This is a genomic window from Arthrobacter sp. CJL-S3, assembly GCF_056711635.1.
In genome coordinates, this window is the sequence record NZ_CM160046.1 from 1997931 (window position 1) to 2024409 (window position 26479).

Annotated in this window: 27 protein-coding genes and 1 pseudogene; 13 read left to right on the forward strand and 15 right to left on the reverse strand. The window is 66.3% G+C overall.

Annotated features, from left to right (window positions below):
- Positions 1-7 precede the first annotated feature (7 nt).
- Positions 8-469 (reverse strand): hypothetical protein, encoded by a 462-nt coding sequence (locus AC06G6_RS08990; RefSeq protein WP_479828352.1) that lies wholly within the window; start codon positions 467-469, stop codon positions 8-10.
- 454 nt (positions 470-923) lie between these two features.
- Here AC06G6_RS08990 and AC06G6_RS08995 point away from each other — a divergent pair, with 454 nt between their 5' ends.
- Positions 924-1301, forward strand: coding sequence for a PLDc N-terminal domain-containing protein (locus AC06G6_RS08995; protein ID WP_479828353.1), 378 nt, complete (start codon positions 924-926; stop codon positions 1299-1301).
- 107 nt (positions 1302-1408) lie between these two features.
- Positions 1409-2239: a class II glutamine amidotransferase gene (locus AC06G6_RS09000; RefSeq protein ID WP_479828354.1), complete on the forward strand. Its 831-nt coding sequence runs from the start codon at positions 1409-1411 to the stop codon at positions 2237-2239.
- Positions 2240-2308: 69 nt separating this feature from the next.
- On the opposite strand, the gene AC06G6_RS09005 is transcribed toward AC06G6_RS09000, so the two are convergent.
- The 4 genes from AC06G6_RS09005 to AC06G6_RS09020 all read right to left on the reverse strand — a co-directional run bounded on the left by AC06G6_RS09005 (position 2309) and on the right by AC06G6_RS09020 (position 5564).
- Positions 2309-3727 carry a hypothetical protein gene (locus AC06G6_RS09005; RefSeq protein ID WP_479828355.1) on the reverse strand — a complete coding sequence of 473 codons (1419 nt, stop codon included), beginning with the start codon at positions 3725-3727 and terminating at the stop codon, positions 2309-2311.
- Positions 3728-3906: 179 nt separating this feature from the next.
- Positions 3907-4278 carry an SHOCT domain-containing protein gene (locus AC06G6_RS09010; protein ID WP_479828356.1) on the reverse strand — a complete coding sequence of 124 codons (372 nt, stop codon included), beginning with the start codon at positions 4276-4278 and terminating at the stop codon, positions 3907-3909.
- Positions 4235-4663, reverse strand: a complete 429-nt coding sequence (locus AC06G6_RS09015) for a DUF6325 family protein (RefSeq protein ID WP_307464184.1) — start codon at positions 4661-4663, stop codon at positions 4235-4237. The genes AC06G6_RS09010 and AC06G6_RS09015 overlap by 44 nt, the downstream gene beginning before the upstream one ends.
- Positions 4664-5003: 340 nt before the next feature.
- A complete protein-coding gene (locus AC06G6_RS09020) occupies positions 5004-5564 on the reverse strand; it encodes a potassium channel family protein (RefSeq protein WP_479828357.1) in 561 nt (186 codons plus the stop codon).
- A gap of 178 nt (positions 5565-5742) precedes the next feature.
- On the opposite strand from AC06G6_RS09020, the gene AC06G6_RS09025 reads away from it, so the two are divergent.
- The 3 genes from AC06G6_RS09025 (at position 5743) to cls (ending at position 10447) form a co-directional block, all read left to right on the forward strand.
- Positions 5743-8376 carry a helix-turn-helix transcriptional regulator gene (locus AC06G6_RS09025; protein ID WP_479828358.1) on the forward strand — a complete coding sequence of 878 codons (2634 nt, stop codon included), beginning with the start codon at positions 5743-5745 and terminating at the stop codon, positions 8374-8376.
- Between the two features lie 151 nt (positions 8377-8527).
- On the forward strand, positions 8528-8914 hold the full coding sequence (locus AC06G6_RS09030) for an SHOCT domain-containing protein (RefSeq protein WP_479828359.1): 387 nt from the start codon (positions 8528-8530) through the stop codon (positions 8912-8914).
- A 66-nt stretch (positions 8915-8980) separates the two neighbouring features.
- A complete protein-coding gene (gene cls / locus AC06G6_RS09035) occupies positions 8981-10447 on the forward strand; it encodes a cardiolipin synthase (protein ID WP_479828360.1) in 1467 nt (488 codons plus the stop codon).
- Positions 10448-10486: 39 nt separating this feature from the next.
- Here the strand turns inward: cls and AC06G6_RS09040 are convergent, their stop codons facing one another.
- Positions 10487-11182: a DsbA family protein gene (locus AC06G6_RS09040; RefSeq protein ID WP_479828361.1), complete on the reverse strand. Its 696-nt coding sequence runs from the start codon at positions 11180-11182 to the stop codon at positions 10487-10489.
- Positions 11183-11267: 85 nt separating this feature from the next.
- The gene (locus tag AC06G6_RS09045; protein ID WP_479828362.1) at positions 11268-11606 is read right to left on the reverse strand and encodes a YnfA family protein; all 339 of its coding nucleotides are present in this window, start codon (positions 11604-11606) and stop codon (positions 11268-11270) included.
- A 428-nt stretch (positions 11607-12034) separates the two neighbouring features.
- Between AC06G6_RS09045 and AC06G6_RS09050 the strand changes: the two genes are divergently transcribed.
- Both AC06G6_RS09050 and AC06G6_RS09055 read left to right on the forward strand, forming a co-directional pair.
- Positions 12035-12337: a DUF4193 domain-containing protein gene (locus AC06G6_RS09050; RefSeq protein ID WP_479828363.1), complete on the forward strand. Its 303-nt coding sequence runs from the start codon at positions 12035-12037 to the stop codon at positions 12335-12337.
- A 174-nt stretch (positions 12338-12511) separates the two neighbouring features.
- The gene (locus tag AC06G6_RS09055) at positions 12512-13528 is read left to right on the forward strand and encodes a hypothetical protein (RefSeq protein ID WP_479828364.1); all 1017 of its coding nucleotides are present in this window, start codon (positions 12512-12514) and stop codon (positions 13526-13528) included.
- Between the two features lie 40 nt (positions 13529-13568).
- On the opposite strand, the gene AC06G6_RS09060 is transcribed toward AC06G6_RS09055, so the two are convergent.
- From AC06G6_RS09060 to AC06G6_RS09070, 3 genes are all read right to left on the reverse strand, one after another.
- Positions 13569-13904, reverse strand: a complete 336-nt coding sequence (locus AC06G6_RS09060) for a YegP family protein (protein ID WP_479828365.1) — start codon at positions 13902-13904, stop codon at positions 13569-13571.
- Between the two features lie 206 nt (positions 13905-14110).
- Positions 14111-15088 (reverse strand): dienelactone hydrolase family protein, encoded by a 978-nt coding sequence (locus AC06G6_RS09065; RefSeq protein WP_479828366.1) that lies wholly within the window; start codon positions 15086-15088, stop codon positions 14111-14113.
- 79 nt (positions 15089-15167) lie between these two features.
- Positions 15168-15899, reverse strand: coding sequence for a TetR/AcrR family transcriptional regulator (locus AC06G6_RS09070; RefSeq protein WP_479828367.1), 732 nt, complete (start codon positions 15897-15899; stop codon positions 15168-15170).
- Positions 15900-16006: 107 nt separating this feature from the next.
- On the opposite strand from AC06G6_RS09070, the gene AC06G6_RS09075 reads away from it, so the two are divergent.
- From AC06G6_RS09075 to AC06G6_RS09090, 4 genes are all read left to right on the forward strand, one after another.
- Positions 16007-16729, forward strand: coding sequence for a DUF2306 domain-containing protein (locus AC06G6_RS09075; RefSeq protein ID WP_479828368.1), 723 nt, complete (start codon positions 16007-16009; stop codon positions 16727-16729).
- Positions 16726-17721, forward strand: coding sequence for an NAD(P)-dependent alcohol dehydrogenase (locus AC06G6_RS09080; protein ID WP_479828369.1), 996 nt, complete (start codon positions 16726-16728; stop codon positions 17719-17721). Before AC06G6_RS09075 ends, AC06G6_RS09080 begins: the two co-directional genes overlap by 4 nt.
- Positions 17722-17816: 95 nt before the next feature.
- Positions 17817-18830: an isopenicillin N synthase family dioxygenase gene (locus AC06G6_RS09085; protein ID WP_479828370.1), complete on the forward strand. Its 1014-nt coding sequence runs from the start codon at positions 17817-17819 to the stop codon at positions 18828-18830.
- A gap of 171 nt (positions 18831-19001) precedes the next feature.
- Positions 19002-19208: a hypothetical protein gene (locus tag AC06G6_RS09090; RefSeq protein WP_479828371.1), complete on the forward strand. Its 207-nt coding sequence runs from the start codon at positions 19002-19004 to the stop codon at positions 19206-19208.
- 87 nt (positions 19209-19295) lie between these two features.
- Here AC06G6_RS09090 and AC06G6_RS09095 read toward each other — a convergent pair whose 3' ends face one another.
- From AC06G6_RS09095 to AC06G6_RS09110, 4 genes are all read right to left on the reverse strand, one after another.
- The gene (locus AC06G6_RS09095; protein WP_479828372.1) at positions 19296-19763 is read right to left on the reverse strand and encodes an SRPBCC family protein; all 468 of its coding nucleotides are present in this window, start codon (positions 19761-19763) and stop codon (positions 19296-19298) included.
- An 82-nt stretch (positions 19764-19845) separates the two neighbouring features.
- Positions 19846-20259, reverse strand: coding sequence for a VOC family protein (locus tag AC06G6_RS09100; RefSeq protein WP_479828373.1), 414 nt, complete (start codon positions 20257-20259; stop codon positions 19846-19848).
- 145 nt (positions 20260-20404) lie between these two features.
- On the reverse strand, positions 20405-20755 hold the full coding sequence (locus tag AC06G6_RS09105) for a hypothetical protein (RefSeq protein WP_479828374.1): 351 nt from the start codon (positions 20753-20755) through the stop codon (positions 20405-20407).
- 112 nt (positions 20756-20867) lie between these two features.
- Entirely contained in the window at positions 20868-21362 is a 495-nt protein-coding gene (locus AC06G6_RS09110) for a hypothetical protein (protein ID WP_479828375.1), read from the reverse strand.
- A gap of 61 nt (positions 21363-21423) precedes the next feature.
- On the opposite strand from AC06G6_RS09110, the gene AC06G6_RS09115 reads away from it, so the two are divergent.
- Positions 21424-22065 carry a universal stress protein gene (locus tag AC06G6_RS09115; protein WP_479828376.1) on the forward strand — a complete coding sequence of 214 codons (642 nt, stop codon included), beginning with the start codon at positions 21424-21426 and terminating at the stop codon, positions 22063-22065.
- A gap of 22 nt (positions 22066-22087) precedes the next feature.
- Here the strand turns inward: AC06G6_RS09115 and AC06G6_RS09120 are convergent, their stop codons facing one another.
- Entirely contained in the window at positions 22088-23602 is a 1515-nt protein-coding gene (locus AC06G6_RS09120) for a CYTH and CHAD domain-containing protein (protein WP_479828377.1), read from the reverse strand.
- Between the two features lie 146 nt (positions 23603-23748).
- Here AC06G6_RS09120 and hrpB point away from each other — a divergent pair.
- Positions 23749-26429: pseudogene (gene hrpB / locus AC06G6_RS09125) on the forward strand (ATP-dependent helicase HrpB).
- The last annotated feature ends 50 nt before the right edge of the window (positions 26430-26479 follow it).

Below are 26479 nucleotides of genomic sequence, written 5' to 3' on the forward strand. Positions count from 1 at the left end.
CGTGTCGTCAGCACTGAACATCAGTCACGAGGTCGCTCAGTGCGGCCTGGACGTTGGCAGCTTCCTCCTGTAGGGAGTCGGCCGCCTCGCCGAGCGTGGTGTCGTCGTTGATCTCATTGACGGCCGAAGCGAACTTGTCCTCAGCCGACCTGACGGCGTCCACCCGCCCCTGGGCCTCGCCGCCTATCGCCGTCACCAGATCGTCGTAGGTCTTGACTACCTGATCCCGTGCCGCGCGGACCTGCTCCAGAGTGGCGCCCGGCACGAGGGTGTCCTTGAAGCCTGTCAGGGCGTCGGCATAGGCATCGGCGGCAGCGCAGACGGGAGAAACGGTCACCTGCGGGGTGGACGTGGTCGCCTGCGGGGTGGAGGTGCTCGCTGGCGGGCTGGGAGTCGTGCAGCCGGCGAGAAGCACGACCGCGGCAGCGAGCGCCAGCAGTCGTGCGAGGACTGGTTGTGGTCTCGACATTGGAGGCCCCTCTCAGATGGGCATTCGCCTGGCAGCCCAATCACTGGCAGGTAAGACCATCGTTCGCCCGTGCCGAGCCCCATGGATCACCCGGCGGGGGTGATATCGGGGGCCGCTGCAGCCACCCACTGTCCCAGCAACAGGGCCACTTGATCCGCTCCTGACCCCGTCCGGGAAGCGGTCCGGATCGGGGCCGGAGGACTGTTCCGGCCGGGGAAGGATTGTGGGATGATGCGCTCATGCGCGCCAAAAAACTGACGCAACCGCTGGCGTTCTGGAAGCCTCGGGCGTGTTCACGTCCGCTCCCCAGCGGCGCGGGCTGGCCGTGAAAACCGTGCCGGGCCAGGCGCACAGAGATTCCATCGCCCGTGCCCAGGCAGCAGGGCGGGAGGCCCGGAATTCGCGGCCACGCCGGGATTTTGAACGCGGTGTTTAACGTCTGGGAGGAATTGCCATGACTTTCTGGGACTTCTTTTGGCTCATGATTTCGTTTCTGCTTTATATGTCGTACCTGGTGGTTCTTTTTCTGATCGTTAAGGACATCTTCGCTGATTCGACGCGTACCGGATGGAGCAAGGCGGTCTGGGTGCTGGTTCTGCTTCTTCTGCCGGTCCTCGGCGGCCTGGCGTACCTGATTGCCTTCGGGCAGTCCATGTCCCTGCGGCAGGCGGCCCGGAACGATGTGGCAAGGGAAGATTTCGACGACTACGTCCGCCGAACTGCCTTGACCAACCCCGCGGAGCAAATCGCCCAGGCCAAGACCTTGATGGACGACGGCGCGCTGACGGCCGAGGAATTCACCGCGCTCAAGCAGCGCGTGCTTCGCCAGTAACCCGAACGGCGCCACCCGCGGATGAGTCACCCGCGGGGAGTGATGCGCCGACGCGATGCCCGGTGATGGAATCGTGAGGATTCCCGCCTGAGTAGAAGGAGAATGACATGTGCCGCTGGCTCGCTTATTCGGGTTCTCCCGTGCGATTGGATGAGCTCCTGTACAAACCCGCCAATTCGCTCGTGATGCAGAGCAAACACGCACGCATGGGGGTTGAGACCACCAACGGGGACGGCTTCGGCGTCGGCTGGTACGGAAACGCGCCGGTTCCCGGCGTCTTCCACAGCACGGAGCCGGCCTGGCATGACCGCAACCTGCGTGAGCTCGCAGGGCAGGCATCGGCCGGCCGCGTCTTCGCGCACATCCGGGCCACGACCGGCACGGCCGTCCAGCAGACGAACTGCCACCCGTTCCGCCACGGCCGCTGGCTGTGGATGCACAACGGCGTCCTCACCGATTTTCCGAAGATGAAGCGGGACCTGGCCATGGCCGTGGATCCGAGCCTATATCCCGAGATCGAGGGATCGACGGACTCGGAACTGTTCTTCTTCCTCGCGCTGACCTTCGGCCTGGAACAAGACCCCCGCGCTGCCGTTGCTGCAGCGGTTGGACTCATCGAAGACGTCGGACGGCGCCATGGCATCGAGCACGCGATTCAGATGACGGTGGCAACCACCGACGGCGACACTACCTGGGCGTTCCGCTACTCCAGCGTGGGCAATTCCCGGTCACTCTTTCACAGCACCGACATCGCAACTCTTCGCGCCCAGTACCCGGACAACCCCCTGCTCCACGAGCTCTCTGACGATACCCGGCTGGTCGTATCCGAACCGCTGGGGGATCTTCGCGGGGCCTGGCAGGAAGTTCCGGAGGCCACCAGCGTTGTCGTGCACGGAGGCGGAGAAGACCTGTTCTCCTTCTCTCCTTCAAGAGCCTAGCGCCGGTTCGGTTCCTTCACGCCCGCGGCACCTGGACCCCATGGTGAACTGCGGGCACCTACCGGTTCCTCAGGGCAGGGGGAGTGTGGGATTCGAGTCCTTCGGAGGCCCGCCCGCCATCGGCACGGCGGTTTGCCCTGCGCCGGTTGCCGGGCCGGCAACCACGGCAGGGCGGCACATAAGTTCGATCAGGAGAATCACCAGAACTGCAATAACTGCAGTCCAGATGGCCACGGCCGCTGTCGGGTACTGCCAGAGGATGAGGACCAGCACGGCGACGCCGATGATGATGGCCTCCAGGATCCTCCGGTACCGGGCCAGCCAGTGTTGCCATGGTTCGGCCTGCCCGGTTCCGAGCTTTCCGGTCAGGTAGTCCCCGGCCCGTGCCAGGCCTTGCCGGACGGCCTCGGCCGGGCGCGAATGGCCGGTCAGGAAAGCGGCTACAGCAATCAGCAAACCCAGGACAAAGACAAACCGCACGCCGGTTCGGAGCGGCGTCAGGAGGGTATCGACGAGGCTTTGAGCCGCCGCGGGGGAGACTGTGGCCGACGGGATCGTACCCAGGAAGATGTCCAGCCCGATGGCAAGTCCGAGGGCCAGCACCGCCATGGCCACTGCGAGGGCCAGCCCCACGCGGCTCGTCGTACGCCGTCTCCAACCCTGAGGCGCCACCGCAATCGCGCCGAGGGCGCTCAGCACCGTCAGCCAGGCCAGTATGGGGGCCGTCCTGTCCAGCGTCCTGATGGCCTCTGCTGCCCTCGCAAGTTCGGGTGACTGCAGCAAGGTGATCTGCGCGTCAACTTCCGGGATCCTGGACGCCAGGTCCACCCCCTGCTCAATGAGGATGGTCTTGACCCGGGCAATGATCTCCTTCGTGGAGATCGTTACGGTGCCGCTCTCATCGATACTGACGGTGCCGCCGGTGTTTCCAGTTGCAAGGTTGATGAGTCCCTGATGGGCGACCCGGTTGACCTGGATCCAGAGATCCTGGAACTGCGGGCTGGCGACGAATCTGGAGACCGCGGAGTTGATGAGCGACTTGGTCTGTTCAGCAATCGCGGGCGCCAGCCCGCTGATCACTGCGGCGGCCCGGGGCGCGACGTTGCCGAGTTCCGTCATGGCCTCCCGGGTGATGCCTTCGACGTCCACTGCCTCGGTGATCTGGGCGGTGACCTTATTGGAGATCTCCGCCTGGATGGCGGGGTCCGAAGCCAACGGTGTAACCGTGGCCACATAGCGATCCGTATCGAGCACCTCGCTGCGCAGATACAGGGCGGGCACGGCGGCGCAAGCCAGGACGGCCGTCAGAACGACGAGGACGATGGCAACTATTCGTCGAGCGAGGCCTGCTCCCCGTCCGGGAGGTCTCAGGCTTGTCTTTCTGGCATCGTCGCGCTCAAGCTGAAGCCGCGCAACTTCGGCGCGCAACCTCTGGATTTCCTCCTGCTCGGGGCTGCCAGGGCTTCCGGCTTCATCATGGAGTGACATGAGCGCACCCCGCCTGATGAACGTCTGGTCGCACGGGCTCGACTGTCGGGCCCGGGGGGACCGGATGAGCCGGCGCCGCCTTCAGCGCGGTGATAACGGCGAAACTAGGGGATCGCAACACGGGAACCACCTCCAACGTCTGGTTTGCGGTGAGGAATACCTGGCTTCCCAGGCTGAGTTCACATCAGGAGCCGGGCCTTGGCCGCAGCGAATTCCTCCTCAGTGAGGAGGCCCGCGCTGTGCAGATCGGCGAGTCGGGAGAGCTGGTCCGCCAGTTCTCCTCCGCCTGACGGCGGGGGAGGGGCTGCGGCTGGCGGAACGGGCGGGGTCCGGGCACTCGGCGCCGCTGTTTCCTCTTCCCGTCGGGTTGCGCGGCGAATGGCTGCAGTGGCGCTCACCTGTGGGGTCCCCGAAATAACAGCCGTTCGGGAGACCGTTCCGAGCAGCCCCGGACGGCCGCTTCTGGCAAATGGCATGAGAGGGTTTCCTTTTGTCGGTGTATCCCGTTCAGCTCGTGGTGACGCCATCTGCCTCGATGGCGATGACTGCATCTTCCTGCGGAATTCTCGCCTGCAGCGCCGTCACACCACCTGAGCGCCGCACCTCCTCTGAAAGTCGCTGGGCCCAGCGGTGTTCGACGACGGCGACCAGCGCTATTTCGTTGCTTCCGATTGTTTCCGCCGCCAACTCAAGGTCGGCGTCGTTGAGAAGAGTCAGCGGCCGGGAATCACGGATCATGCCGGACCACGCCGCCGGCAGGTCATCCTGCAAGTCACGGACGTGCACAACTCCTTGCCCGTCCCGGCTGACCAGGGCCAAATCCGCCAGGGCCACCGCACCAGACTTGACCGTCTCGCTGAGTGCCTTGATGACGGTGGCGTCAATGGTTGGCTTCGGAAAGGCACAAATAATCACTTCCAATGGGCCGATCTTCATGTGAGGCTCCTGTTCCCTGGCGGGCAGTCGTGACAAAATTCATTGTCCACGTGGCGTGCCGGCCCAACCCCACCCGCTCAGGGTGATCTGTCGTCCCGCCACAGGGAACTCCGCCTGCGGTGGGGGCGGGCGCCGGGGACGGCACCCCTACTCCGGGGAGCTGGTCTGTGCGGCCGCAACCGACGTCGGGGCTTCGTTTTCACGGCCCGGCCGTTCCCGCGGCAGCTGCCCTCAACGCAAGGTGGCTTCGCTCATCCGTTCGGGGTGACCGTCTCCGTCGTGCTCCTGCGGAAAGGGTATGGCCGGTCCCGCATCGGGGCAGCAGCGGAACGTTCGGGCATTACCCGCTCAGGCGCCGCCCCGCCGCGAAGAAGGCGACCTTTGCGACCAGGACGAGGGCGCCCAGGCCGACGATCATCTGCACGGTCACAACTGCCCGCGCGAGTTGACTCACGGGCGTAATGTCGCCGAAGCCCACCGTGGCGAAGGTGACTGTCGTAAAGTACAGCGCATCCGTCCGGCTCAGTCGTTCCGTGAATGCCGAAGGGTCCGTTACCGACATCGCCGTGTACAGCAAGGCGAAGAGACACAGGAACATCAGGACGGTCTCAACGACTGCCTCGGCCGCGCGGATTTGGGGTACTTCGGCGGCGATGATCATTCGCAATTGCAGGGCCAGGGCAGTCAGAACCAAGAGCAGGACAATTCCGAGCCGGATCCATGCCGCGGCCGGGTTGTTCTCATTGAACCCACCGATTGGAATAGCGAAGTAGAAAAAGAGGAGTACAGCCAGGAAAGCCGCCATCCGCAGGATCGCGATGACAAGAACATGGCGCCTGGCGGCTTTACCGAGTTCACGGACAAAGACCGGATCCTTCCGGCTCCCCTGCTTAGCGGCCATGCCTGATGGTACCCCCGGGAAGACAAATAGGTCCCGGGCCCTGCGGCCCCTAGTTGCGGGCTCCGCGTCGCCGCCGGTTGGCCGGAATTGTGGCTCAGAAGATGCCTCCACAAGGACCTTATGCCCCTATTGAACCCAATTGGGCGCTCCTACAGTAAAAGACGTGGGAGAGACTCGAGTGTCTGCATCTGTGCCGGGTCCGCAGTCCAAGACCCGGCCACCCCTGCGCGGTCTTGGGGCGCTGGAGCGCCCGCGGCTGGACGACGCTTTGACCGCAGCCGCCGATGCCCACCGACTGACCGTCGTTGCGGCCCCGGCAGGCTACGGCAAGACAACCTTCCTGGGCGACTGGGCCCGCAATTGCGATCTGCCCTGCGCCTGGCTGTCGCTCGACCGCTTCGACGCCCAGCCAGCACGGCTTTTCCAGGGGGTGGTCGGGGCCATCCAGGCCGCCGCCAGCCAACTCCCTATGCCCGGCAACAACGCGCTGCTGGCCCTGGATCAGACTCTCGCCGACGATCGTGCTGCGTCCTATGACCTCCTGCTCGGCGCCCTTGAACAACTGACGGAGCCGATGGCGCTGGTCATCGACGATGTCCATCTGGCCGGGCCGGAACTGTCCGGCGGGATCGTCGGAGTGCTCGTCGCTTCAGCCCCTCCGACGCTGCGGCTGGTCCTCTCCGGGCGGGGTCATCCCTCCATCCAGTTGGAACGGCACAGGTTTGGGGAAGGCCTCGGGCAACTCGGTTCTGCTGAGCTCGCCCTAACGCAGGATGAAGTTGCCCAGGTTGCCTATTCGCTGGGACAGGACGCGTCGTTTGATGCTGAACCCCTCTGGAGGCTGACTGCCGGATGGCCGGTCGCCGTCCATGCAAGCCTCACCGCATTGGCGCAGGGCCGTCACTTGCCGGGCAGGACCACCACTACTCCGCCGGAGAACCTGCCGCTTTCCGATTACATCGCCGAGGAAATACTGGACCAGCTTGACCAGCCACTGGCGGACTTCGTCCTGCGCGCCACGACGTGCGACTGGCTGGGCCGCCGGCTCGCCGTCGAACTTCATGGCCAGCCCGACGGCGGCCTGCTCCTTGAGTCCTGCCTCCGCAACGGTCTGTTCATCGAGGAGTACGAATACCGCGACGGTGAGTCCATGTACCGGTGGCATTCCCTGTTCGCTGCACAATGCCGGCGAATACTGGAACGAAGGGACCCGCTTCTCGCCGAACGTCTCCACCGCATCGCGGCACGGTACTACCAAGACACGGACGTCACCGAATGCGTGAACCAGGCGCTGCAGGGGCAGGCGCCCCGCCAGGCAGTCGTGTCCATCGGAGGTCACTGGCTGGAGTTCCTGCTGCGGAACGGCGCACCCGCCCTTGAGCAATTGTGTCGTGACCTCCCGGCGCCGTGGAGCGCAGACGCCGAGATGCTCATGATCAGGTCCGTCTGCCGGGAACTGGACGGCGACAGGGGCGGGGCCTTGGAACTCAGCCAACGTGCCATGGCGCGCACCGCCGACCTGGATGCCGCGCGGCGGGGAATGCTCGACAGCTGCCGCGGACTCTTCGAGCCCGTGCCACCAACCGCCACCGGCCGGTTGGACTTGCGACTCCCGGGCGACGACGCACGGGCACGTCCCGAATTCCCGGCGGAAGGACACTCCGGCACCACTTCCACCGGCATGTTCCTGCTGGCCAGGGCCGAGTTCAAGCTGCATCGCGCCGGACACCAGGCAACCGTATTGCTCGAATCAGTCGTGACCGACGGCAGCGGTCTGCAATCGGGGCAGGCGGAAATAGTCGCCGACGCGGAAATGGCTTTGGCGTACGCCGTCGCCGGCGATCTCGTGACTGCTGACGAACTAGCGACTCAAGCGCTGGAGAAGGCGGATGCCCGCGGCTGGAGTTCGAAGAACCGAATGGCAGCTGCCTGGCTTGCGCGCGGCATTGCGCACTACTGGCGGGACGAGCTGAAGGGTGCGCGGGCCCATCTCGTCAAGGCCCTGCGGCTCGGGGACAAGCTGTCCGCGCTCGGCGCGCTCGGCGTCGTCTATCAGGTTCTGGTTGACTGTGCCTCAGGCGACGAATCGCATCTTGCCGACTCCAGCGCTGCGCTGGAGTCCCTCCACAATCGGGGGCTCTATGGGGTTTCGTGGAATGACTTCCACACCATTGCCAGGGCGAAGCTCGCTGAAGCCAAAGAGGACCTCGACAGCGCGCTGGCTATCGTCGAGCCAATGGGTGCCGGCGGGCACGCGCCCCTGGTGGGCACGCTGCTGGCGGAACTCCTGCGTCGTGGTGGCGAAATCAGCGCCGCCCGGCGCTGTGCCAGGGAACTGACAAGTCAGCACCGCATCCGCTACCTCGACACCAGCATGAGCCTAACCGAGGCGCTCCTGGCCCACGGGAACCGAGATGAGGCCAGGACTCACGAGCGGATCGAACATGCTGTCTATCGCGCGGAGCCCCAGTCCGTCCTGCGCCCCTTCACCGAGCGGCGAGATGACATTGCAGAGCTGTTGATTCGGCACGCCGTGTGGGGCACTACCCATGAGTCCTTTATCGCGGCCCGGATGGCACACCACGCGCAAGGTCACCCGCACCTGCGGACACGGTCATACTGGACCCTCACCGACCGGGAACGCGAGGTCCTGGCCTACATGCGCTCGGTCATGACTGCGGCCGAGATCGCCGAGGCCCTATTCATCTCGGTGAACACTGTCAAGACCCACGAACGGTCCATCTACCGCAAACTCGGTGCGGCGGGACGACGCGATGCCCTCAAAACGGCGGCGGAACGCGGGATCGTCTAAGCCCTGCGGTCCGCATTGCCGGCACGGAATGTCACCCGCCGGGGGTGATGGCCAGCAGCGGTGACGGGCCAACAATTGTTGTACCGGCCTCACATCGAAGTCACGTCGGCATTCACGTGTTACGCCGCAATATTGAGAGCAGGGCAGCCACATGAGTTTCTGGGAGAACTTTTGGGATATCTTTTGGTGGTTTTTCACCGCCTGCGTGTTCGTTGCCTACCTGTTTGGAGTGTTTGCCATCATCGGTGACCTCTTCCGCGACCACAAGCTGAGCGGATGGTGGAAGGCGGTCTGGATCTTCTTCCTGTGTTTCCTGCCCTTCGTGACACTACTGGTCTATCTGGCCGCCCGTGGCGAGGGCATGGCCGAGCGGTCGATCGAACGCTCCCGGCGGGACCAGGAAGAAGCTGATTCCTACATTCGCAGGGTCTCTGCCGCGAGCCCTGCTGACGAGATTTCCAAAGCGAAGGCCCTGCTGGACGCCGGAACCATCAGCCCGGAAGAGTTCGCGAAGATCAAGAGCAGGGTGCTGGTCTGACAGCGTGCGTGAGGTCCCACGAATCCGGGGGACCGTCGTTATACCCGGCAGAAGGGCCTCAGGTGAGTGCGCGACTTTCTTAACGACCCCGAAACCATCGCTTTACTCGCGCTGGCGGCCCATATCTTCCTGGTGGCCGTGGCAACTGTCCTCGTATCAATGAACCGTCGCCCGTCGTCGGCGATTGCCTGGGTGCTTGCCATTATCTTCATACCGCTGCTCGGTGCAGTCGCGTACCTCTTCGTTGGATACTCGAAGCTGCCCAGGCCCCGCCGCGACAAACAGCGGGAGGTCAATGACCTCGTCCTGGCACGCACAGAGGGGAGTCCCCTGGTCAGCAGAGGCGCTGACTGGCCCGAGTGGCTGCATTCGATGGTGGCATTGAACAGCAACCTGGGGGCGCTGCCCATGGTTAAAGACAACAGCGCCGAGCTTCTTCCTGACTACGACGGCACTTTCGATGCCATGATCGCGGAGATCGAGACGGCCGAGAGCTACGTGCACGTGGAGTTCTACATTCTTGTCCTCGATTCGACCACGGAACCGTTTTTCCAGGCGCTCGCCCGGGCCCGGGGGCGGGGCGTCGCGGTGAGAGTGCTCTCTGATCATCTGGCGGGCGTCATGTTCCCGGGCCGGAAAGAAACCATAAAGTACCTTCGGGACGCCGGGGCGGAATATCACCCCATGCTGCCGCTGCGGCCGTTCCATGGCCAGTGGCAGCGGCCGGACCTGCGCAACCACCGCAAGATCCTCGTCGTCGATGGTCGCATCGGATTTACGGGATCGCAGAACGTCATCGACGCCAGCTACGACAAGAAGGGAAATCTCAAGCGCGGGCTTCGGTGGCACGAGCTGATGGTGCGCCTCGAAGGCCCCGTTGTCCGCGAGCTGGATGCGGTCTTCGCGACAGACTGGTACAGCGAGACGGGGGTGCTGCTGCCGCTGGATTCGCCGTCCCGAGTCCCCGGCCCAGGGTCCGCGCCGATCGACGCGCAGGTGTTGCCCAGCGGTCCCAGCTTCGACAACGACAACAATCTCAAGCTCTACGCCGCGCTCATCCACAAAGCGGAGCGCCGGGTCAGCATCACCAGTCCGTACTTCGTGCCGGACGAGTCCATCCTGATGGCCATCGTCACGGCCGCCGCCCGGGGACTCAGCGTCGAACTCTTCGTTTCCGAGGTCGGCGACCAGAGCATGGTCTACCACGCACAGCGCTCGTACTACGAGGCGCTGCTGCGGGCCGGCGTCAGGGTCTACCTCTACCGTGCCCCCAACGTGTTGCATTCCAAGCACTTCACGATCGACGAGGAGGTTGCCGTGATTGGGTCCAGCAACATGGACCTCCGATCCTTCAGCCTCAACATGGAGGTGTCGGTCCTGGCGCACGGGCGCGGTTTTGTGGACGCAATCCGCAGGATTGAAGACGGGTACCGGGTGAACAGTCTTGAACTCCACCTCGAAGACTGGGTCCGGCGGCCCGTAGCCCAAAAAGTGTTCGACAATCTGGCCCGGCTGACGGCGTCCCTGCAATAGCGCCGGAGCGGCCCGGGCCAAGGCCTCGGGGCACCGCGCCTATCGGGCGGCGTCGGTGAGCAGCTGCCGGAAGTCCGCTTCGGTGTTCAGGACCAGTTTCTTGCCATTGAGGAAGAAGGTGGGCGTGCCGGTGACCCCCAGGGCCGTGCCGTCCTCGACGTCCTGACGGATCCGTTCCCTGGTGCCCTCGTCTGCCACGGCCGCGTCGTACCTGGCCAGGTCCAGCCCCAGTTCCTGCGCATAGCCGCGGAACAGGGCGGCCTGGGACTCCTGCTTTCCGCCCCACTGGGGTTGGGTTTCGAAGAGCTTCGCTGCCATCTGCTCATATTTGCCTTGCTGTGCGGAGGCCTCCACTGCCAGGGCGGCCGTCCCGGAGTTGCGGTGTCCGGGGAGGGGGAAGTAGCGGTTTACGAACGTGATCCGGTCACCGTATTCCGTTTTGAGTTCCTCGACGAGCGGATGGGCGGCGCGGCAGGATTCGCATTCGAAATCGAGGAACTCAACCAACTGGGCCTTCTCGATAGCCGGGGCGGTGAGACGGTGGCTGTCGCCGCGGACGAGTTGCGCATTGGCCGCCGGCTGCGGAACTTCTGGTGCGGGCCTGCTGGTCGTCAGGGCCGCGTACCAGACAATTCCGCCCGCGACGATGACCGCCAGCAGGATCCAGAGGACCAGGCGGATTTGCTTCGCCCTGTCACTCGGGGGCGGGAATGGTTTTGTCGGGGTTTGAGTCATCACTTGCGGATAGCTTTCCTGGTCGCGGCGGGCGGTGGGTTCGATTGAGGCGGGGGATGCCACAGGGCGTCTTCGACGCGGATCGCTAGCTGGCGATTCGGGGCGCAAACATGATCACGGCGACGCCGAACAGGCAGACCACGGAGCCGATAATGTCCCAGCGGTCGGGCCGGAAGCCATCGAACATCATGCCCCACGCGAGCGATCCGGCCACAAATACGCCTCCATAGGCTGCGAGGATGCGGCCAAAGTGCGCCTCGGGCTGGAGGGTCGCCACGAAGCCGTATGCGCCCAGCGCAAGGACGCCCAGCCCGGCCCACCACCAGTCCCTGCCTTCGCGGACCGACTGCCAGACCAGCCAGGCGCCGCCGATTTCCGCTGCGGCGGCGAGCACGAACAGCAGCACCGATTTTGCGATAGTCACGCCACCATCATGGCAGGGAGCCTGCGGGTGGGCAGCGACTCACGATTCCCGCCAGTTCAGAGTGTCAGCCAGGACGCAGCCCCGGCGGCTGCATTGCCGGGCACTCACCCGCCAGTCGGGCTGGCTCGAATCCGCAGTGCGCTCGTCTTTCCAGATCGGTATGACCCGCGAACCGCACTCCCGGCAAGGCGCCTCCACGTGGGCGCGCCGCTGAGCTTTGTTCATAATTTCCCCCCAAAGAAACTCACCAGAATATAGCCGTAAATCGAACGAATGTACAAACTAAATGCTGCCCGGGTCAGGGAAGCGTTCACGGCAGCCGGTTTCGGGGTGTAAAGTATTGAGATTGTCGTGCGGGGAATACCCGAGTGGTTCCGTCTGTTGAACAGCTATCCGACACGCAATCCGACGAAGAGAGAATCACGGCAGTGGCAACCGATTACGATGAAGTACGTTCCGACGTCAAGGAATCGCAGGACAGGTCCCTGGAGGCACTGCAGTCTGCGAATGCTCCGGACGCTCGCAGCGTGGCACGCGAGCTGGACGAGACGGATTCGCTGGACGACTCAATCGTCCCCGGCGGAGAATTCGTCGCCGAAGAGCTAGTTGTCCAGGTCATCCCGCAGGCGGAGGATGAATTCGTCTGCTATTCCTGTTTCCTGGTCCGGCACCGGTCCCAAATCGCGCGGGAAAAGAACGGCCACGCCTACTGCGTGGACTGTGAAGGCTAGGCGCGCGCCGAAATTCTGATCATGCCATCGGACGTCGCGCACCGGGTGTGAAACGCGAAACGCCCGGCCGGGGTATCCCGGCCGGGCGTTTCCGTGTGGAGCTAACGTGGCTCAGGCCGCCGTCGCCCTAGCCGCACTCTGTGACGGAACCCTGGCAGCACTTACAATCGGCCCATGACCGTACTGGACTGGCTGCTGGATTCTGATCCTTCCGTTCGATGGCAGGCGCTGCAGGACCTGGCCGGCGCGCCTGCCGACGTCGTGGCCGCGGAGCGCGCACGCGTGGTTACCGACGGATGGGGCGCCCGGTTGCTGGCTCTGCGCGGCGAGGACGGCCAATGGGCTGGGGGAGCGTATTTTCCGGCGCAGGGCGGCGACTCCGACGTCGGGCCCTCCGATGGGGCCGATGCGCCGTACGGCCCGGGGGATTCCGGCGGGGCAGACGGGGCCGGCGAAGAGGTCCAGCCCTGGACTGCCACCACGTACAGCCTCCTGCAGTTGCGCGACTTTGGCGTCGACCCGCGCAGTGAACAGATGCGCCGGACCGTGGCTCTCGTGCGGGACAACTGCCGCTGGGAGGAGGGCGGACAGCCCTATTTCACCGGCGAGGTCGAGCCCTGCATCAACGGCATGGCCGTTGGGCTCGGCGCCTACTTCGGCCAGGACGTCGACGGCGTGGTCGCCCGTCTTGTCAACGACCAGCTCGACGACGGCGGGTGGAACTGTTGGGCGGAGTACGGCGCCGTTGTGTCCTCGGCTGCGACAACGATCAACGTGCTGGAAGGCCTGCTGGCGCACGAGCAGTCAACGGGCGGGTCCGCTGAATCCATCGAGGCACGGCGGCGGGGCGAGCAGTACCTCCTCGAACGACGGCTGTTCCGCCGCAAAAGCACCGGCGAAGTCATTGACCCGGCGTGGCTGCAGTTCTCCTTTCCGACCCGCTGGCATTACGACGTGCTCCGTGCCCTGGAATATTTCCGGTCCGCCGGTGGCCCGCCCGACCCGCGCCTGGCTGAGGCAATCGAGCTGCTCCGGTCCAAGAGGCAGCCCGACGGCACGTGGCTGCTGGAAAACACGCATCCCGGGCAGGTCCACTTTGAGCTTGAGGAAGGTGACGGGCGGCCCAGCCGCTGGAACACCCTGCGAGCGCTGCGGGTCCTGCGATGGTACGGGGACGGAATGCGCCCGTAGCCCACACTGCGTGCCCGTGACCGTGTCATTTCCGGTCGGCCTACGCTGCGCCCGTCCATCTGGGCGATGATGCTGCCCGTCGGATGGTCTTGGCGCGGGTGTGGAAGGCGTCGGCCCGCTTATGCCAGTCGTGGCGGGCATGCGGGGCGCCGACGGTAGACGCCGAGGCCTGGACCCGGCCCCGCGTGGCTGGCTCGGAGGACAGGTCGCTGATCAGCCCCATCCCGGCGCACTCCCGCACTGCGGCTATGCCGGCCACAGCGGCCGTCTTGTCTTCGAACGCGGCCGACACGGCCATCACGGTTCCGTCCGGTGCCGTGAGCCGGAATCGGAAATTGGACTCCGCGTCAAGAAACAGTTCAAAGGTGCCGGCCATTGCCATCCTCCCGGTTCGGGAAAAGCCTGCCCCGCGGCGTCACTACCGTGGATCAGGCCGGAACGCATCACTGCGTCCTAGTCCCGGTGTTCTCGTCGACCGATCACCAAAGATCGGTTCATCTGGTGATTACCAGTCTGTTGCAGGCCCCCGGGACCCACAAGACAAGGCACGTAAACCCTGGGTAAAAGCTGTGCAACAACGGCTCAGACGTATTTGGTGAACCAGGCCAGCGTGTCATTCCAGGCGGCGGTGGCCTGCGCTTCGACGTAGCGCGGCCCGGTGTCATTGTGGAAGGCGTGGTCGACGCCGGGATAGACGGTGAGCTGGTGGCGGACGTCCGTGGCGGCCAGGGCATCCCTCAGCGCCGGGAGCGCGCCGGTGATCCGCTGATCGAGCTCGGCGTAGACGCCGAAAACCGCCGGCTTGATGGCCGGGACTTTCGCCAGATCGGGGGACGGGCCGTAAAACGCCGCAGTCGCCTTCAGCCCGGGAAGATCCGTCGCCGCCTGCCAGGTGATGCCCCCGCCGAAGCAGTATCCGGTCATGGCGATCCGCCCCTCTTCGACGAAGTCCTTCGTCTGAAGGTAATCAAAAGCCGCGGCGAAATCGGCGACATGACGCTGGGCGCCGGCCGCCGTCAGGGCTCCCGGGACGGCGTCGCGGTCCATCCGCGCGGTGCCGCCTTCCCGGCTGAGCAGGTCCAGCGCAAGGGCGGCGTAGCCGGCCTTGGCGAAACGGCGTGCCACGTCCTCGATGTGCGGGGTCAGCCCGCGGTTTTCGTGGCAGATCAGGACGGCAGGTCCGGCTGCCCCCGCCTCCGGCCGGGCCAGGTAGGCACTGACCGCTGTCCCCTCGGCAGGAAACTGCACGGTCTCTGTCACGAGACCAGGCGCTCCCTCGGGAACCGAGAGCGGGCTCTTGGCACCCGGCACCGGGCCGAGGGACGCGGTGCCGGTCCCCGTGCCCGACGGCGAGGGGCTGGGGGTGGGCATGGGGTCGGTGCTGCGCGGGACTTCCTCCGGTGTGCAACCCACCAGCAGCATCGCCGCCGACGCGGCGGCCATGCTCCCGGTAATGAAAGCCACCCGGCGCGTGAACGTCCGCTGGCTCAGGGTGCCTGCGCGGTAATCGTCGAAGAATTCCTCGATCAGGTACTTTTCAAACTTGCCAAGCTTGGTCATGAAAGGCCTCCTGGAGTGTGCGCATATCCTCCTCCGAAGTCCCCCGACCGGCAAGGGCAGTCTGGGACGGGACGGCCGCCTACGTCCGTTCCGGCTTCGCCTGCGTCGATGACCAGCCCTGCTTGTGCAGCCGCTCAAAACCGTCGAGGAGGAGGTCGAGGGCGAATTCGAACTCGAACTGGTCGTCACAGCCGTGCCCGACCACCGAACCTTCATCATGGTTCACCGAGGTGGCGATCGCGACGATGTTCGGATAGCGGGCCGCCATCTGCTCGAGCATGGCGGCCCGGGCTTCCGGTGGAATCTCTGCCGGGGACGCCGCCGTCGGGCCCGCCGGGGCGTCGAACAGCTCCTGGGTGAAGCCCCACATGCGGCCCCCGATGGCATGCATCACGTGATGGGTGAGGTCGGCGGAGAAGCCGCCGGCCAGGAACATGCCGGTGAAGGAGTCCATGTAGTCAAGGACGGCAGGCGTCTTGTTGGTCCGCGATTCGATGGCCTGGCGGGCCCACGGGTGCCGCTGCAGCGCCTGTCTCGCCGAAAGCACCCGCAAGCGGACTGCGCTCTTCCAGTCCTGTTCCGGGGCAGGGGGATCGATCTCGCCGATGAGGGTCGCGACCATCCCGTCGAGCAGCTCGTCCTTGTTCGCGACGTGCTTATAGATCGCCATCGGCACCACCCCGAGCTCCTCGGCGAGCCGGCGCATGCTGAGCGATTCGAAGCCCACGGCATCAGCGAGTGAGACGGCGGCCTGCAGCACGCGTTCCCGGTTCAGGGGCGTGCGGGCCGTGGCCTCAAGCTGCTGGGTCATCCCGACAACCTTTCCCTAGCGGCATCCTCTTGACAAGTGTACGCCGTACACCTAGCGTGGGGCCAACGAGGTGTACGCCGTACACTACCTGAACTGAGGACCAGGCCATGACAGCAAAACCCAGCAGCATCCTCGAGCCCACCAGCCGCACCCGGCCACGGCGCTGCCCCTCGTGGGCCGTGCCCGCCGCCCTGATCCTCCTGAGCCTCATTCCGGTCATCGCCGGGGCGTCGCGGATGGCGGAGCTGGCCGGGGGAGCCTCCGTCACGCCGCAGAATGCAAGGTTCTTTGCCTCCCCGGTCCCCGTCGTGGTCCATATTGTCAGTGTCACCATCTACAGCCTGCTCGGGGCGTTCCAGTTCGTTCCCGCGCTGCGGGGCAGGCGCGGATGGCACCGTATCGCCGGGGGCATCCTCATTCCGGTCGGCCTCTTCGCGGCTCTCTCCGGACTGTGGATGTCGGCCTTCTACCCCCTCCCGGATGGCGACACCGACGTCCCGGTTCGGCTCCTCTTCGGCTCGGCAATGCTGGTCAGCATCGTCCTTGGGGTGATCGCGCTGAAGAACCGGGATTTTGTCCGGCACGGCGCGTGGATGACGCGCGGCTATGCGATCGGGGTCGCTGCGGGAACCCAGGCGCTGGTGATTCTGACCTGGATACTGCTCTTCGGAACGCCCGATGAGCTGACCCGGGCGCTGCTGATGACGGCGGCCTGGGTGATCAACCTGGCTGTGGCCGAGTATGTTATCCATCGGCGCGCCCAACGCTCCTCCCGCACTCCCGGTCCCGCCGTCCGCTCCGTCCGGACCGCTGCGGGGGTGGCGCGATGAAGGCCGCCGTGTACCGGCGGTTCGGCCCTCCGGAGGCCGTGCGGATCGAGGAGGTGGCCACGCCGTCGCCCGGCAGGAACGAGGTGCTGGTCAAGGTGCACGCGAGCACCGTGAGCGCCGCCGACCACCGCGCGCGCGGCCGCGATGTTCCCCGCGGGCTGGGGGTGCTGGCAGCGCCGGCGCTGGGCATCTTCCGGCCGCGACGCCGCGTGCTGGGCATGGACGTCGCCGGCGTCGTCGAGTCCGTCGGTGCGGATGTCACAGAGTTCCAGCCGGGCGACGCGGTGATCGCAATGCTCGGCGCCAGCTTTGGCGGGCACGCCGAATATGCCTGCGTCCCCGCGGACGGCGCCATCACGGCCAAACCCCGCAACATGACGTTCGAGGACGCCGTGACGCTTGTCTTCGGCGGCCTCACGGCACGGGCCTTCCTCGGCCGCGCAGGCATCAAACCGGGCGGGAGGGTACTGGTCAATGGAGCCTCCGGCGCGGTGGGTACGGCGGCCGTGCAACTCGCGAAGCAGTCGGGGGCGCATGTCACGGGCATAAGCAGCGGCGCCAAGGCGGATTTGGTGGCGTCCCTGGGCGCGGACCGGGTGCTCGACTACGCCGCCGTCGAGGTCACTACGGAGGGCAGGACCTACGACGTCGTGATGGACTGTGTCGGCAATCTCCCGTTTGAGCGGGCCGCGGCATTGATCAACCCCGGCGGGGCGCTGCTGCTCGTCGTCGCCGACCTCAAAGGGATACTGCTGGCCCCGTGGCGGAGCCGGGCGAGCGGCAAGCTCGTCACTGCGGGCAGCGTCACGTACACGGCCGAGGATCTGGCGTTCCTCGTCGGCCTTGCGGAACAGGGGCACTACCGGTCGGTCAGGGACCGCAGCTACGACCTTGCCGACGTCGTCGCCGCGCACCGCTTCGTCGACGCGGGGCGCAAAAGGGGCAACGTGGTCCTGAGGATGCCGGCCTGGACAGCGGCCGGAATGTCGTAATTCGACATGCTAATGCCCCACGCCGGCCACAACTCCGTAACATTGAAGAAAGTACAGCCCCCAGCTTGCCAAGTTCACTGAAAAGGACTAATAAGGTGCCCCTCGAATCATTGCCCGTCCTGGACCTTTCCCGATTGAGCGCTGGCCCGGAGGAGGCTTCGCGGTTCCGCGATGACCTGCGCAACGCCATGCATGAAGTCGGTTTCCTCTACCTGGCCGGACACGGGATCCCGCAGGAGCTGATGGATTCCATCATTGACGTCTCCCGGCGCTTCTTCGACCTGCCCGACGAGCAGAAGCTCGCGGTCGAGAACGTCAACAGCCCGCAGTTCCGGGGTTACACCCGGGTCGGCGGCGAGCTCACCGACGGCGCTGTCGACTGGCGGGAGCAGATCGATATCGGCGTCGAACGCGCTGTGGTGGAGCAGAGGCCCGGCGTCGCCGACTACTGGCGGCTCGAGGGCCCCAACCTGTGGCCGGACGCCCTCCCCGAAATGCGGGGCATTGTCCAGGAGTGGACCGAGCGGCTGAGTGACATTTCGCTGACCCTCCTGCGTGCCCTGGCCGTGTCCCTCGGGGCGCCCGAAGACACCTTCGACGAGGCATTCGCGGCACGGGCCTTCCCCCTGCTGAAAATTGTGCGGTACCCGGGGGAGTCCGACCCCGAGCCCAAGCAGGGCGTGGGCTCGCACCGCGACGGCGGCGTCCTGACCCTGCTGCTCGTGGAGCCCGGCAAGGGAGGGCTGCAGGTCGAATACCAGGGGCAGTGGATCGACGCCCCCCAGGTGCCGGGGACGTTTGTGGTCAACATCGGTGAGATGCTCGAACTGGCAACCAACGGGTACCTCAAGGCGACCCTGCACCGGGTGATCTCGCCGCTGCGCGGTACCGACCGGATATCGCTCCCATTCTTCTTCAACCCGGCGCTGGACGCGACGATGCCGCAGCTCGCGGTCAGTCCGGAGTTCCAGGCCAAGGCCCGCGGTCTGTCCGTCGATCCGACGAACAGCCCCATCCTTGAAACGTACGGGGACAATGCCTTGCGCTACCGGCTGCGGGCCCACCCGAACGTCGTCGCCGAGCACCACGCGGACCTGCAGAGCAGCTGAGCCGCCCGCTCACGCCGCCGCCGGCAGGAGCCATGCTGCCAGCGGTGACGGGTAAGCTTCCTGTGCCACGAAGGCCAACAAGTCTTGGGGGGAACCTTGTTCAACCGCAGCCAAACCACGTTCATGCTGGGACTAGTCCTAATTGCAGTGGGGCTGGCCGTAGCCTTTGCCGTGCGTGTCGTTTCATTTTCACGCTACATGCGCCTTGAGGACCTGGGCCTGGATGTGGATCCTGCCCTCGGCCCCGGACTGTTCAGCCAGGTCGTTGCACCCACCATGGCCGAACGGACGATTTTCTACGGCGCTGTTGCCCTCGTCCCGGTCGGCCTGGTGCTGCTGATCCTCGCCTGGCGCACACGCCCGAAGGCTGGCCGCTGACGGCAGCCCGGTTCGCTGCGGGGAAGCATGTTCATGGCTGCCCAACGCACCGCTGAGAGGCAGCGGCGGTTTTCTCAATCCGGGAATTTAGGAGTCCGTGAGGCCGTCATATGTGGACCAGAAGTCAGCCATGAAGCGGGGCTTACCCAGGAGCAGCGCTTCAAGGTAAAGGAGGTGTGTGTGCCAACCGGGGAGGTAGTCGACGGCCTCGCTTCCGAGCCCATCGTGCTGCAGCGCCAAGTGCGTTGACTCACCGGCCGGAGTGAGCACAATCGTCACCTGCGACGGTGGTTCGTCCGGGAACTCCCATGTCATGCTGAGAATTCTTTCCGGCTCACACTCCTTAAGACGGCTGGTGCAGAGATACCCTTCGGCATGCTGAATAGTGACGGAATTACCGACGACGAATTTCCCGGAGGTCAGTTTCCCCAGCCAGAGTGGTAACGCCTCCGGGTCCGTGAGGGCCCACCAGATGTGGTGCGCAGGCGCGGCAATTGACCAGCTGTGAGACACCCGTTCATTCGCACGATCAAGCGAACGATTTATGAGCGGCATAACCGGAGCCTCACGCAGTCGTGGGAATGTCTAGCACCGGGACAATGGGATCAACGCTCGGACATTTCATATGGACGCTGTTCTAGTTGAAGTTCTCAGGTGACAAGAACTCGAGTCGGTTGCCGTTGTTGTCCCATAGGTAGAACCGACGCATGCCCGGAAAGTTCTCATCCCATTCGACAACAAGATCGAAACTTTCGATTCGGCGGGCCAAGGCATCTATGTTGCCGACAAGGATCCCTGGATGAGCTTTCTTCTGGGGCCTGAAGTCCTCCTCGGCGCCTAAATGGATTTCAAGGTTGTCGGCTCGAACCCAAAGTCCGCCACGTGCCGCCAACATAGGTGGTTTCTGAACCTCCGTAAGACCCAGGATGTCCACGTAGAATTTTCTGCACTCATCCTCGCCACCTGTGGGGAGTGCTAACTGGACGTGATGGAGTCCCCAGCCAAGGGCAGTTTGCGCGGGAAGAGTTTCATAGGGATCTACTTCGGACACGAAGCTCCTTCATCGGTGTGGACCCGAGTATGGCACCATTCCAGCATCTTTCCCTGTCAAGCCAGGTATCTCTGCGATTCACAAGTATTCGCAGTCCCCATCACTGCAGCGGTGAGGATGGTGTTGCCGCCGGTCAGCGGCCCGGTCATTCCAGGATGATGGTCAGCGGCTTCTGCGGAAGGACGCACGACACCCGTTCGAAACCGCCCGCGGCGCCCGCGGCTCGGTTGTTCCTGCCGGTGTCGTCGCACCAGTCGATGTTGAAGGGCATCGCCGTGATGGAAGCTTCCCCCGGACCGGTCCCGGCGGGGACCTCAAAACTGTAGGTGAAGCCCCCGGCGTCGTTCATGGGGGCGGTCGCCGTCAATACGTCCAGGCCGGCGGCGTCGGTCATGGTCACTTGGATGCGGGCATTCGCCCCGTAGCGCGGGTTGCAGTCAGCGTCCGGAGCCTCCACGGTCACGGAGTCGCCCGGTTTCGCGCTCGACGGTGCCACGGAAAATCCCGGCGGGAAGCAGGGCGGCTCCCCGTCTCCAGAGGAGGAACCCGCGCAACCGGAAACAGCGGCAACCAGCAGCACCAGACACACCCGGGCGACGGCCATGGCTTCAGGCACCTCGGAACCACTTCCCCTGGGCGGCCATTCCAACCAGAGCCAGCAAAGCGAGACCGCTGGCTGTGTAGAGCAACCCGCCCCACGGGGCATGATCGCCGCCTGAGGTGGCGAAGGCATCGGCAATGCCCATGCCTCCCGTAAAGGCGACGAACCAATGGGACGGCGCCGCGAGGACGATCAAAGCGAGATAGCCGGCGACCACGCCGCCCGCACGTGGAGCCTTCGCGAGGATTGTTGCTATCAAGGCACCGGCAGCCAAGGCGACGCCGACAGCGCTCCAAGCGATCACCCGGGAAGCGCCCAGGGACTCACCGGCGGCGTCGAGGGCTGCGTATATCTCGCCGAGGGTTGCGCCCGGGACCGCGGCCAGCGGATTCCACACCAGGGTCTGGAAGGCGCCGGCGATCGAGTAGGCCGCCAGCGCCGCGGAACCTACCACCGCCGCAAGGACAGCCCTGCGCTTCGGAACATTTCCCCCATGAACCATGGACAGAAGCTATCACCCGCCGGCGCCCGGTGTACCGCGAACCCCGGGTCTCGGGCCAGGGATGAAGTACGACCCGGGCCGCGCCCGCAGTGTCGTGTCCGGCCTTTCGGGCAAAGTGCTGGGCTTGATTGCGGGCAATGGCTATCCTGTCGATTATGGACGTGCTGGCAGCACGCGGTACGGGCCACCGCTAATGGACTCCCCGGGCCATGAACGGCCTGCCGCGGCCGACAGGCAATGGCCGCCCGGCCCGGTGGTGCTCGGAGTGGCATGGGAACCGTCCGAATCCTTGATCCGGTCAGGGGCGCGCCTGGCTGCAAGGCTGGACGCACACCTCATTTGCGCCTACGTGGATCCGGCCAGTTACCTCACGGAGTGGGAACCCGCGGTCTCGAGGACAAGCGCATCCCTGGATCCGGCCGTCAACACTGAGACGGACTTTCCCTCCGGCCAGGTTCGTGACGTGCTCCAGGGCATTCTGGGCCCGCCGGGCGAGGAATGGTCCTTCCGGGTGCTGAACGGTGCCGTTGCCCAGGCTCTTGGGCGGCTGGCGGCAAGCACGGATGCCTCGCTGCTGATCGTCGGGGGACAACGCCCCGGACGGCTCCATGCCGTGGAACGGATGCTGGAGGGATCGGTCGAAGGGGAGCTGGCTGGTCTGCAACACAGACCCGTGCTGGTCATTCCACAGCCGGGTCGCTGACGCCGGGGGACCGGCGGGCCGCCTATTTCCAGCGGAGAGGCTCGGGCGGAGACGAGCTCCACGTGCGGAAGAACCGCTCGCGGGATTCCTCCCCGGCCGCTTGTTCCAGGGCATGCAGCCGCCCGTAGGTGAACGCACTTTTCCCGCGGTGACTGGCGGCCAATTCGCGCAACAGCTCACGGGTGACGGCGCTGTCATGGTGATCCCCCAGGATCTCCTGGATCTCTTCGGCGGCACGTGCCACCCTGGTGGCCCGTTTCCCGAAAATCGGGGCGGCCGCTTCTGCCGCATAGCGCAGTCGCTTCGCGCTCTTTCGGACCTCATGCAGCGCGGCGTCCGCGGCTGGACTGTCGGAACCGGCGTCGAGGGCACGCACCTCCTTTTTCAATCGCTTGCGCTGCTTTGACACGAGCCGGCCCACGGTCTGCAGGGCTTCCGTCCCGGCAGTCTCGGTCAGCGGCGGCTCCGCCAGGAAGGCATCGAGGGAATCGAGCAGCCGGAAGTAGCGGGCGCTCTTCAGCGCAGTCAGGCCCTTCGCGCGGGCCTCGTGGGCAGCGGCATCGAAATGCTCCCTGACCTGCCGCGCCACCGGACCCAGCAACAGGTCCGGCGGCTCTGCGCCGACCAACTCCAGCAGCCGGGCCTCCATCACCTCGTTGTCCCGGGCCTCACCCACGGTGCCGGCAAGCCATTGAAGTTCTGTGCGCAGCGAGCCGGTGACGTCCCGGTCGGCAAGGTTTCGGAAGGTAGCCAGTGCGGATCGCATCCGGCGGGCGGCCACCCGGAGCTGATGGACGGCGTCCGGCGCGTTTTCCCGCACCCCGGGGTCATGTTTCTTGAGCGCCTCGACCTGCTGGGCAAGATAGGAAAGGAGCACCGCCGACGCCGGTCCCTCGGGTTCCGGTCCGGGTGCGGGTTCACTGGCCGCGGGGTATTGGTCGCCCAAGCCGCGGGCGAGTTTGGAGGGCATCGCCGACTTATGGAGGCCGGCCTCGGCGAGCAGTGCGTCGGCGCCCTTAAGCAGCCGCTTGGGGCCGTCGATGAGTTCGATTTCCCACTCCCGCCACGTGGAGTGGGTCTGTGGCTCCAACAGCGTCCGGGCATCCACCCGGTCATCGCTGAAGTCGGCCAGGGCGGTCCCATCGGACGCGAAGAGGCGCTGCGTGGTGCGCCGGGTATTCAGCCTCGCCACCGGAACCAGGTCCTGGTCCCTCGTATGGACCTGCACGAGCCGGCGCAGCCGCCGGGGCACCGACTCCGGGTTCTTGCCGAACTGCACCGTGAATTCCTGGCGTTCCCCTACCGCCACCGGGAGTTTCAAGTGCCATCCGTCGTCATGTCCGCCGGTCCGCCGGCGCAGGGTGATCCCGCGGGACGCCAGTACCAGGCCGGCGGTATCGAAGTAGACGGCGTCGAGGGCCTCGTCCTCGGGTGGTCCCACCCGGTCCACCCCCGGCAACGACTCCAGGACCGGCAGTTCATCATCCTCGCCGGCGTCGTATTTTCGCTCCACCTCGAGCATCTCGGAGTCGGTCATGGGCCAGCCTAGGCCCCGGGGACGGGGAACCGCATGAGTCAAAAGTCCCGGCATCGACGCGAGGCAGCGTTCCGTGACGAAACCACCGAGGAAGCTGCGCCTTTGGCCGGAACACGGCGTCCCGGCTTTGTAGGGACAATGGAGGTGTGACTACTCCGGCTGTTCCGCTGACCTCTGCCCGCGCGCCGTTCAGGCTGGACGTCATCGGGTCCGGCCTTGCCTTCGGGCACTCGCTCGGCGATCTGGCCGGGGCACTGCAGGCCGGCGGCCCGGCCGCGACCGCCGTCGTGCAGGCGCCGCCGGGCACGGGCAAGACAACGCTGGTGCCGCCGCTGCTCGCCAACCTCTCCTTAAGCGCCGCGGGGCAGCAGGAGCACGGGACCGGCGCGCGCATCATTGTCACCCAACCCCGCCGGATCGCCGCACGCTCCGCAGCCCGGCGGCTCGCCGCGCTGGACGTCAGCCGGCTGGGGGAGCGGGTCGGGTACACGGTCCGCGGCGACCGGCAGGCCGGCCCCGGCATGCTGATCGAATTTGTCACCCCGGGCATCCTGCTGAACCGCCTGCTCGCGGACCCGGGACTGGAAACCGCCAGCGCCGTCATCCTCGATGAAGTCCACGAACGCGGTCTCGAAACCGATCTGCTGCTGGGCATGCTCACCGAGGTCCGCCAGCTGCGGGGCGATCTCGCACTCGTCGCCATGTCCGCGACCCTGGACGCGCCGCGCTTCGCCGCCCTCATCGGGGCGGGCGGCGACGCGGAGGACCACGAGACGACGGAGCACGGCGCCGCCCGCCCGGCGCCCGTCGTCGACTGCCCGTCCGCGCTGCACCCGTTGGCGGTGGACTGGGTACCGGCCGCGGTGCCACGGCTGGATGAGCGCGGAGTGACCCGGGCCTTCCTGGACCATGTGGCAGACACGGCCGCCGTGTCGCATGCTGAAGCGCTCGCATCCGGCCTGGACATTGACGCCCTCGTGTTCGTCCCGGGCGCGTGGGAAGTGTCCTACGTCGCGGCCCGGCTGCGCAGCCGCACGCGCGCGGACGTCCTGGAGCTGCACGGTCAGATCGGCCCCGCGGAGCAGGACCGCGCCGTGTCCGGGCGGGAACCCGGCGGCAGCCCGCGGATCATCGTGTCGACGTCGCTGGCCGAGTCCTCGCTGACGGTTCCCGGCGTCCGGCTGGTCATCGACTCCGGGCTGTCCCGGGAGCCGCGGCGGGACGCGGGCCGCGGAATGTCCGGGCTGGTGAACGTGTCCTGCTCCCGGGCGTCGGCCGAGCAGCGCGCCGGGCGGGCGGCCCGCCAGGGACCGGGACGGGTGGTCCGCTGCTACGACCAAAAAACCTACGGCGCCGCCCCGGCCCACGCGACGCCGGAGATCGCCGTCGCGGACCTCACCGGCGCGGCCCTGGTCCTGGCATGCTGGGGATCGCCCGGCGGCCGCGGGCTGTCGCTGCCGGACGCCCCGCCGCAGTCCGCGATGGATGACGCCGTGGAGGTGCTGCGGGAACTCGGCGCGGTGGCACCGGACGGACTGGCCACGGATCTCGGCAAAGCGCTGTCCAGGGTCCCCGCCGATCCCCGGCTGGCCCGGGCCCTGCTGGACGGGGCGGCCGCCGTGGGGAACCGCACCGCCGCGGAAGCCGTCGCGCTGGTCGCCGGGGACCAGCGTGCCCCCGGCGCCGATCTCCCGCGCCTCCTGGCGGGCCTGCGCACGGGCAAGGATCCGGCGTCCCGGCGCTGGGCGGAGGACGTCCGGCGGATGGAAACCATCGCACGGCAGGAGCGCTCCGGCGCCGTATCCCCACCCATCACGCCCGCGGTCACCCCCCGGGAGGCTGTCGGGTTCGTCGTCGCCCTCGCCTTCCCGGACCGGGTGGCGCGCCGGGTCCCCGGAGAAGGCCCGGAACGCTACCTGCTCAGCTCCGGGACCCGGGCCGGGCTCCCGGCCGGAAGCTCCCTGTCCGGGCACGCATGGCTTGCCATAGCCGAAGTCTCCCGGGCCCAGGGGCGCGACGCGGCCGGCACGGGAGCTGTCATCCGTTCGGCAGCACCGCTGACGGCGGACACGGCCGAGGCCGCCGCCCGGCACCTCCTGAGCGACACCGTGGAGGCCGGATTCAGCCAGGGCCGGGTCACGGCCCGGAAGGTGCGCCGGCTGGGCGCGATCGTCCTTTCCTCCACGCCGGTGCGTCCCTCCGCCGCGGAAGGCCGTGCGGCGGTAGCCCGGGCGCTGGAAAAGGAAGGTCTGGGAACGCTTGGATGGTCGACGGCGGCCGACGCCCTGCGCCGCCGGCTTGCCCTGCTGTACCGGGAACTCGGGGATCCCTGGCCGGATGTGTCCGAGCCGGCGTTGCTGGCCCGCCTCGGTGAGTGGCTCGCGCCGGAACTCGAGGCACTGGCCGGAGGCGCTGCCACAAGCGCGATTGACCTGACGGATCCCCTGCGGCGCCTGCTGCCCTGGCCCGACGCCGCTCGGCTCGGGGAACTGGTCCCGGAACGGCTGGAGGTGCCGAGCGGTTCCTGGGTCAAAATCGACTACCCCGGTGTCGGCGACGACGGCGCCCGCCCGGTGGTCGCCGTCAAGCTCCAGGAGTGCTTCGGCTGGGACCAGACGCCGCGCCTTGTCAACGGCAGGGTGCCGGTGCTGTTCCACCTGCTGTCGCCGGCCGCCGGCCCCTGGCCGTGACGGACGACCTGGCCTCGTTCTGGTCCGGGCCCTACGCCCAGGTCCGTGCCGAGATGCGGGGCCGTTACCCCAGACACCCCTGGCCGGAGGATCCGTGGTCGGCGCCGGCGACCGCCCGGACCAAGAAACGAAGCTGAAGCAGGGTCGGCTGTTACGTGATTGTGACGAGACTCACGGCGTGTCGGGT

Bases quoted from the DNA above. Each gene is read 5' to 3' on its own strand.
- AC06G6_RS08990 (WP_479828352.1), bottom strand. From the start codon at position 469: ATGTCGAGACCACAACCAGTCCTCGCACGACTGCTGGCGCTCGCTGCC.
- AC06G6_RS08995 (WP_479828353.1), top strand. From the start codon at position 924: ATGACTTTCTGGGACTTCTTTTGGCTCATGATTTCGTTTCTGCTTTAT.
- AC06G6_RS09000 (WP_479828354.1), top strand. From the start codon at position 1,409: ATGTGCCGCTGGCTCGCTTATTCGGGTTCTCCCGTGCGATTGGATGAG.
- AC06G6_RS09005 (WP_479828355.1), bottom strand. From the start codon at position 3,727: ATGTCACTCCATGATGAAGCCGGAAGCCCTGGCAGCCCCGAGCAGGAG.
- AC06G6_RS09010 (WP_479828356.1), bottom strand. From the start codon at position 4,278: ATGCAGTCATCGCCATCGAGGCAGATGGCGTCACCACGAGCTGAACGG.
- AC06G6_RS09015 (WP_307464184.1), bottom strand. From the start codon at position 4,663: ATGAAGATCGGCCCATTGGAAGTGATTATTTGTGCCTTTCCGAAGCCA.
- AC06G6_RS09020 (WP_479828357.1), bottom strand. From the start codon at position 5,564: ATGGCCGCTAAGCAGGGGAGCCGGAAGGATCCGGTCTTTGTCCGTGAA.
- AC06G6_RS09030 (WP_479828359.1), top strand. From the start codon at position 8,528: ATGAGTTTCTGGGAGAACTTTTGGGATATCTTTTGGTGGTTTTTCACC.
- AC06G6_RS09040 (WP_479828361.1), bottom strand. From the start codon at position 11,182: ATGACTCAAACCCCGACAAAACCATTCCCGCCCCCGAGTGACAGGGCG.
- AC06G6_RS09055 (WP_479828364.1), top strand. From the start codon at position 12,512: ATGACCGTACTGGACTGGCTGCTGGATTCTGATCCTTCCGTTCGATGG.
- AC06G6_RS09060 (WP_479828365.1), bottom strand. From the start codon at position 13,904: ATGGCCGGCACCTTTGAACTGTTTCTTGACGCGGAGTCCAATTTCCGA.
- AC06G6_RS09065 (WP_479828366.1), bottom strand. From the start codon at position 15,088: ATGACCAAGCTTGGCAAGTTTGAAAAGTACCTGATCGAGGAATTCTTC.
- AC06G6_RS09070 (WP_479828367.1), bottom strand. From the start codon at position 15,899: ATGACCCAGCAGCTTGAGGCCACGGCCCGCACGCCCCTGAACCGGGAA.
- AC06G6_RS09075 (WP_479828368.1), top strand. From the start codon at position 16,007: ATGACAGCAAAACCCAGCAGCATCCTCGAGCCCACCAGCCGCACCCGG.
- AC06G6_RS09080 (WP_479828369.1), top strand. From the start codon at position 16,726: ATGAAGGCCGCCGTGTACCGGCGGTTCGGCCCTCCGGAGGCCGTGCGG.
- AC06G6_RS09095 (WP_479828372.1), bottom strand. From the start codon at position 19,763: ATGCCGCTCATAAATCGTTCGCTTGATCGTGCGAATGAACGGGTGTCT.
- AC06G6_RS09110 (WP_479828375.1), bottom strand. From the start codon at position 21,362: ATGGTTCATGGGGGAAATGTTCCGAAGCGCAGGGCTGTCCTTGCGGCG.
- AC06G6_RS09115 (WP_479828376.1), top strand. From the start codon at position 21,424: ATGAAGTACGACCCGGGCCGCGCCCGCAGTGTCGTGTCCGGCCTTTCG.
- AC06G6_RS09120 (WP_479828377.1), bottom strand. From the start codon at position 23,602: ATGACCGACTCCGAGATGCTCGAGGTGGAGCGAAAATACGACGCCGGC.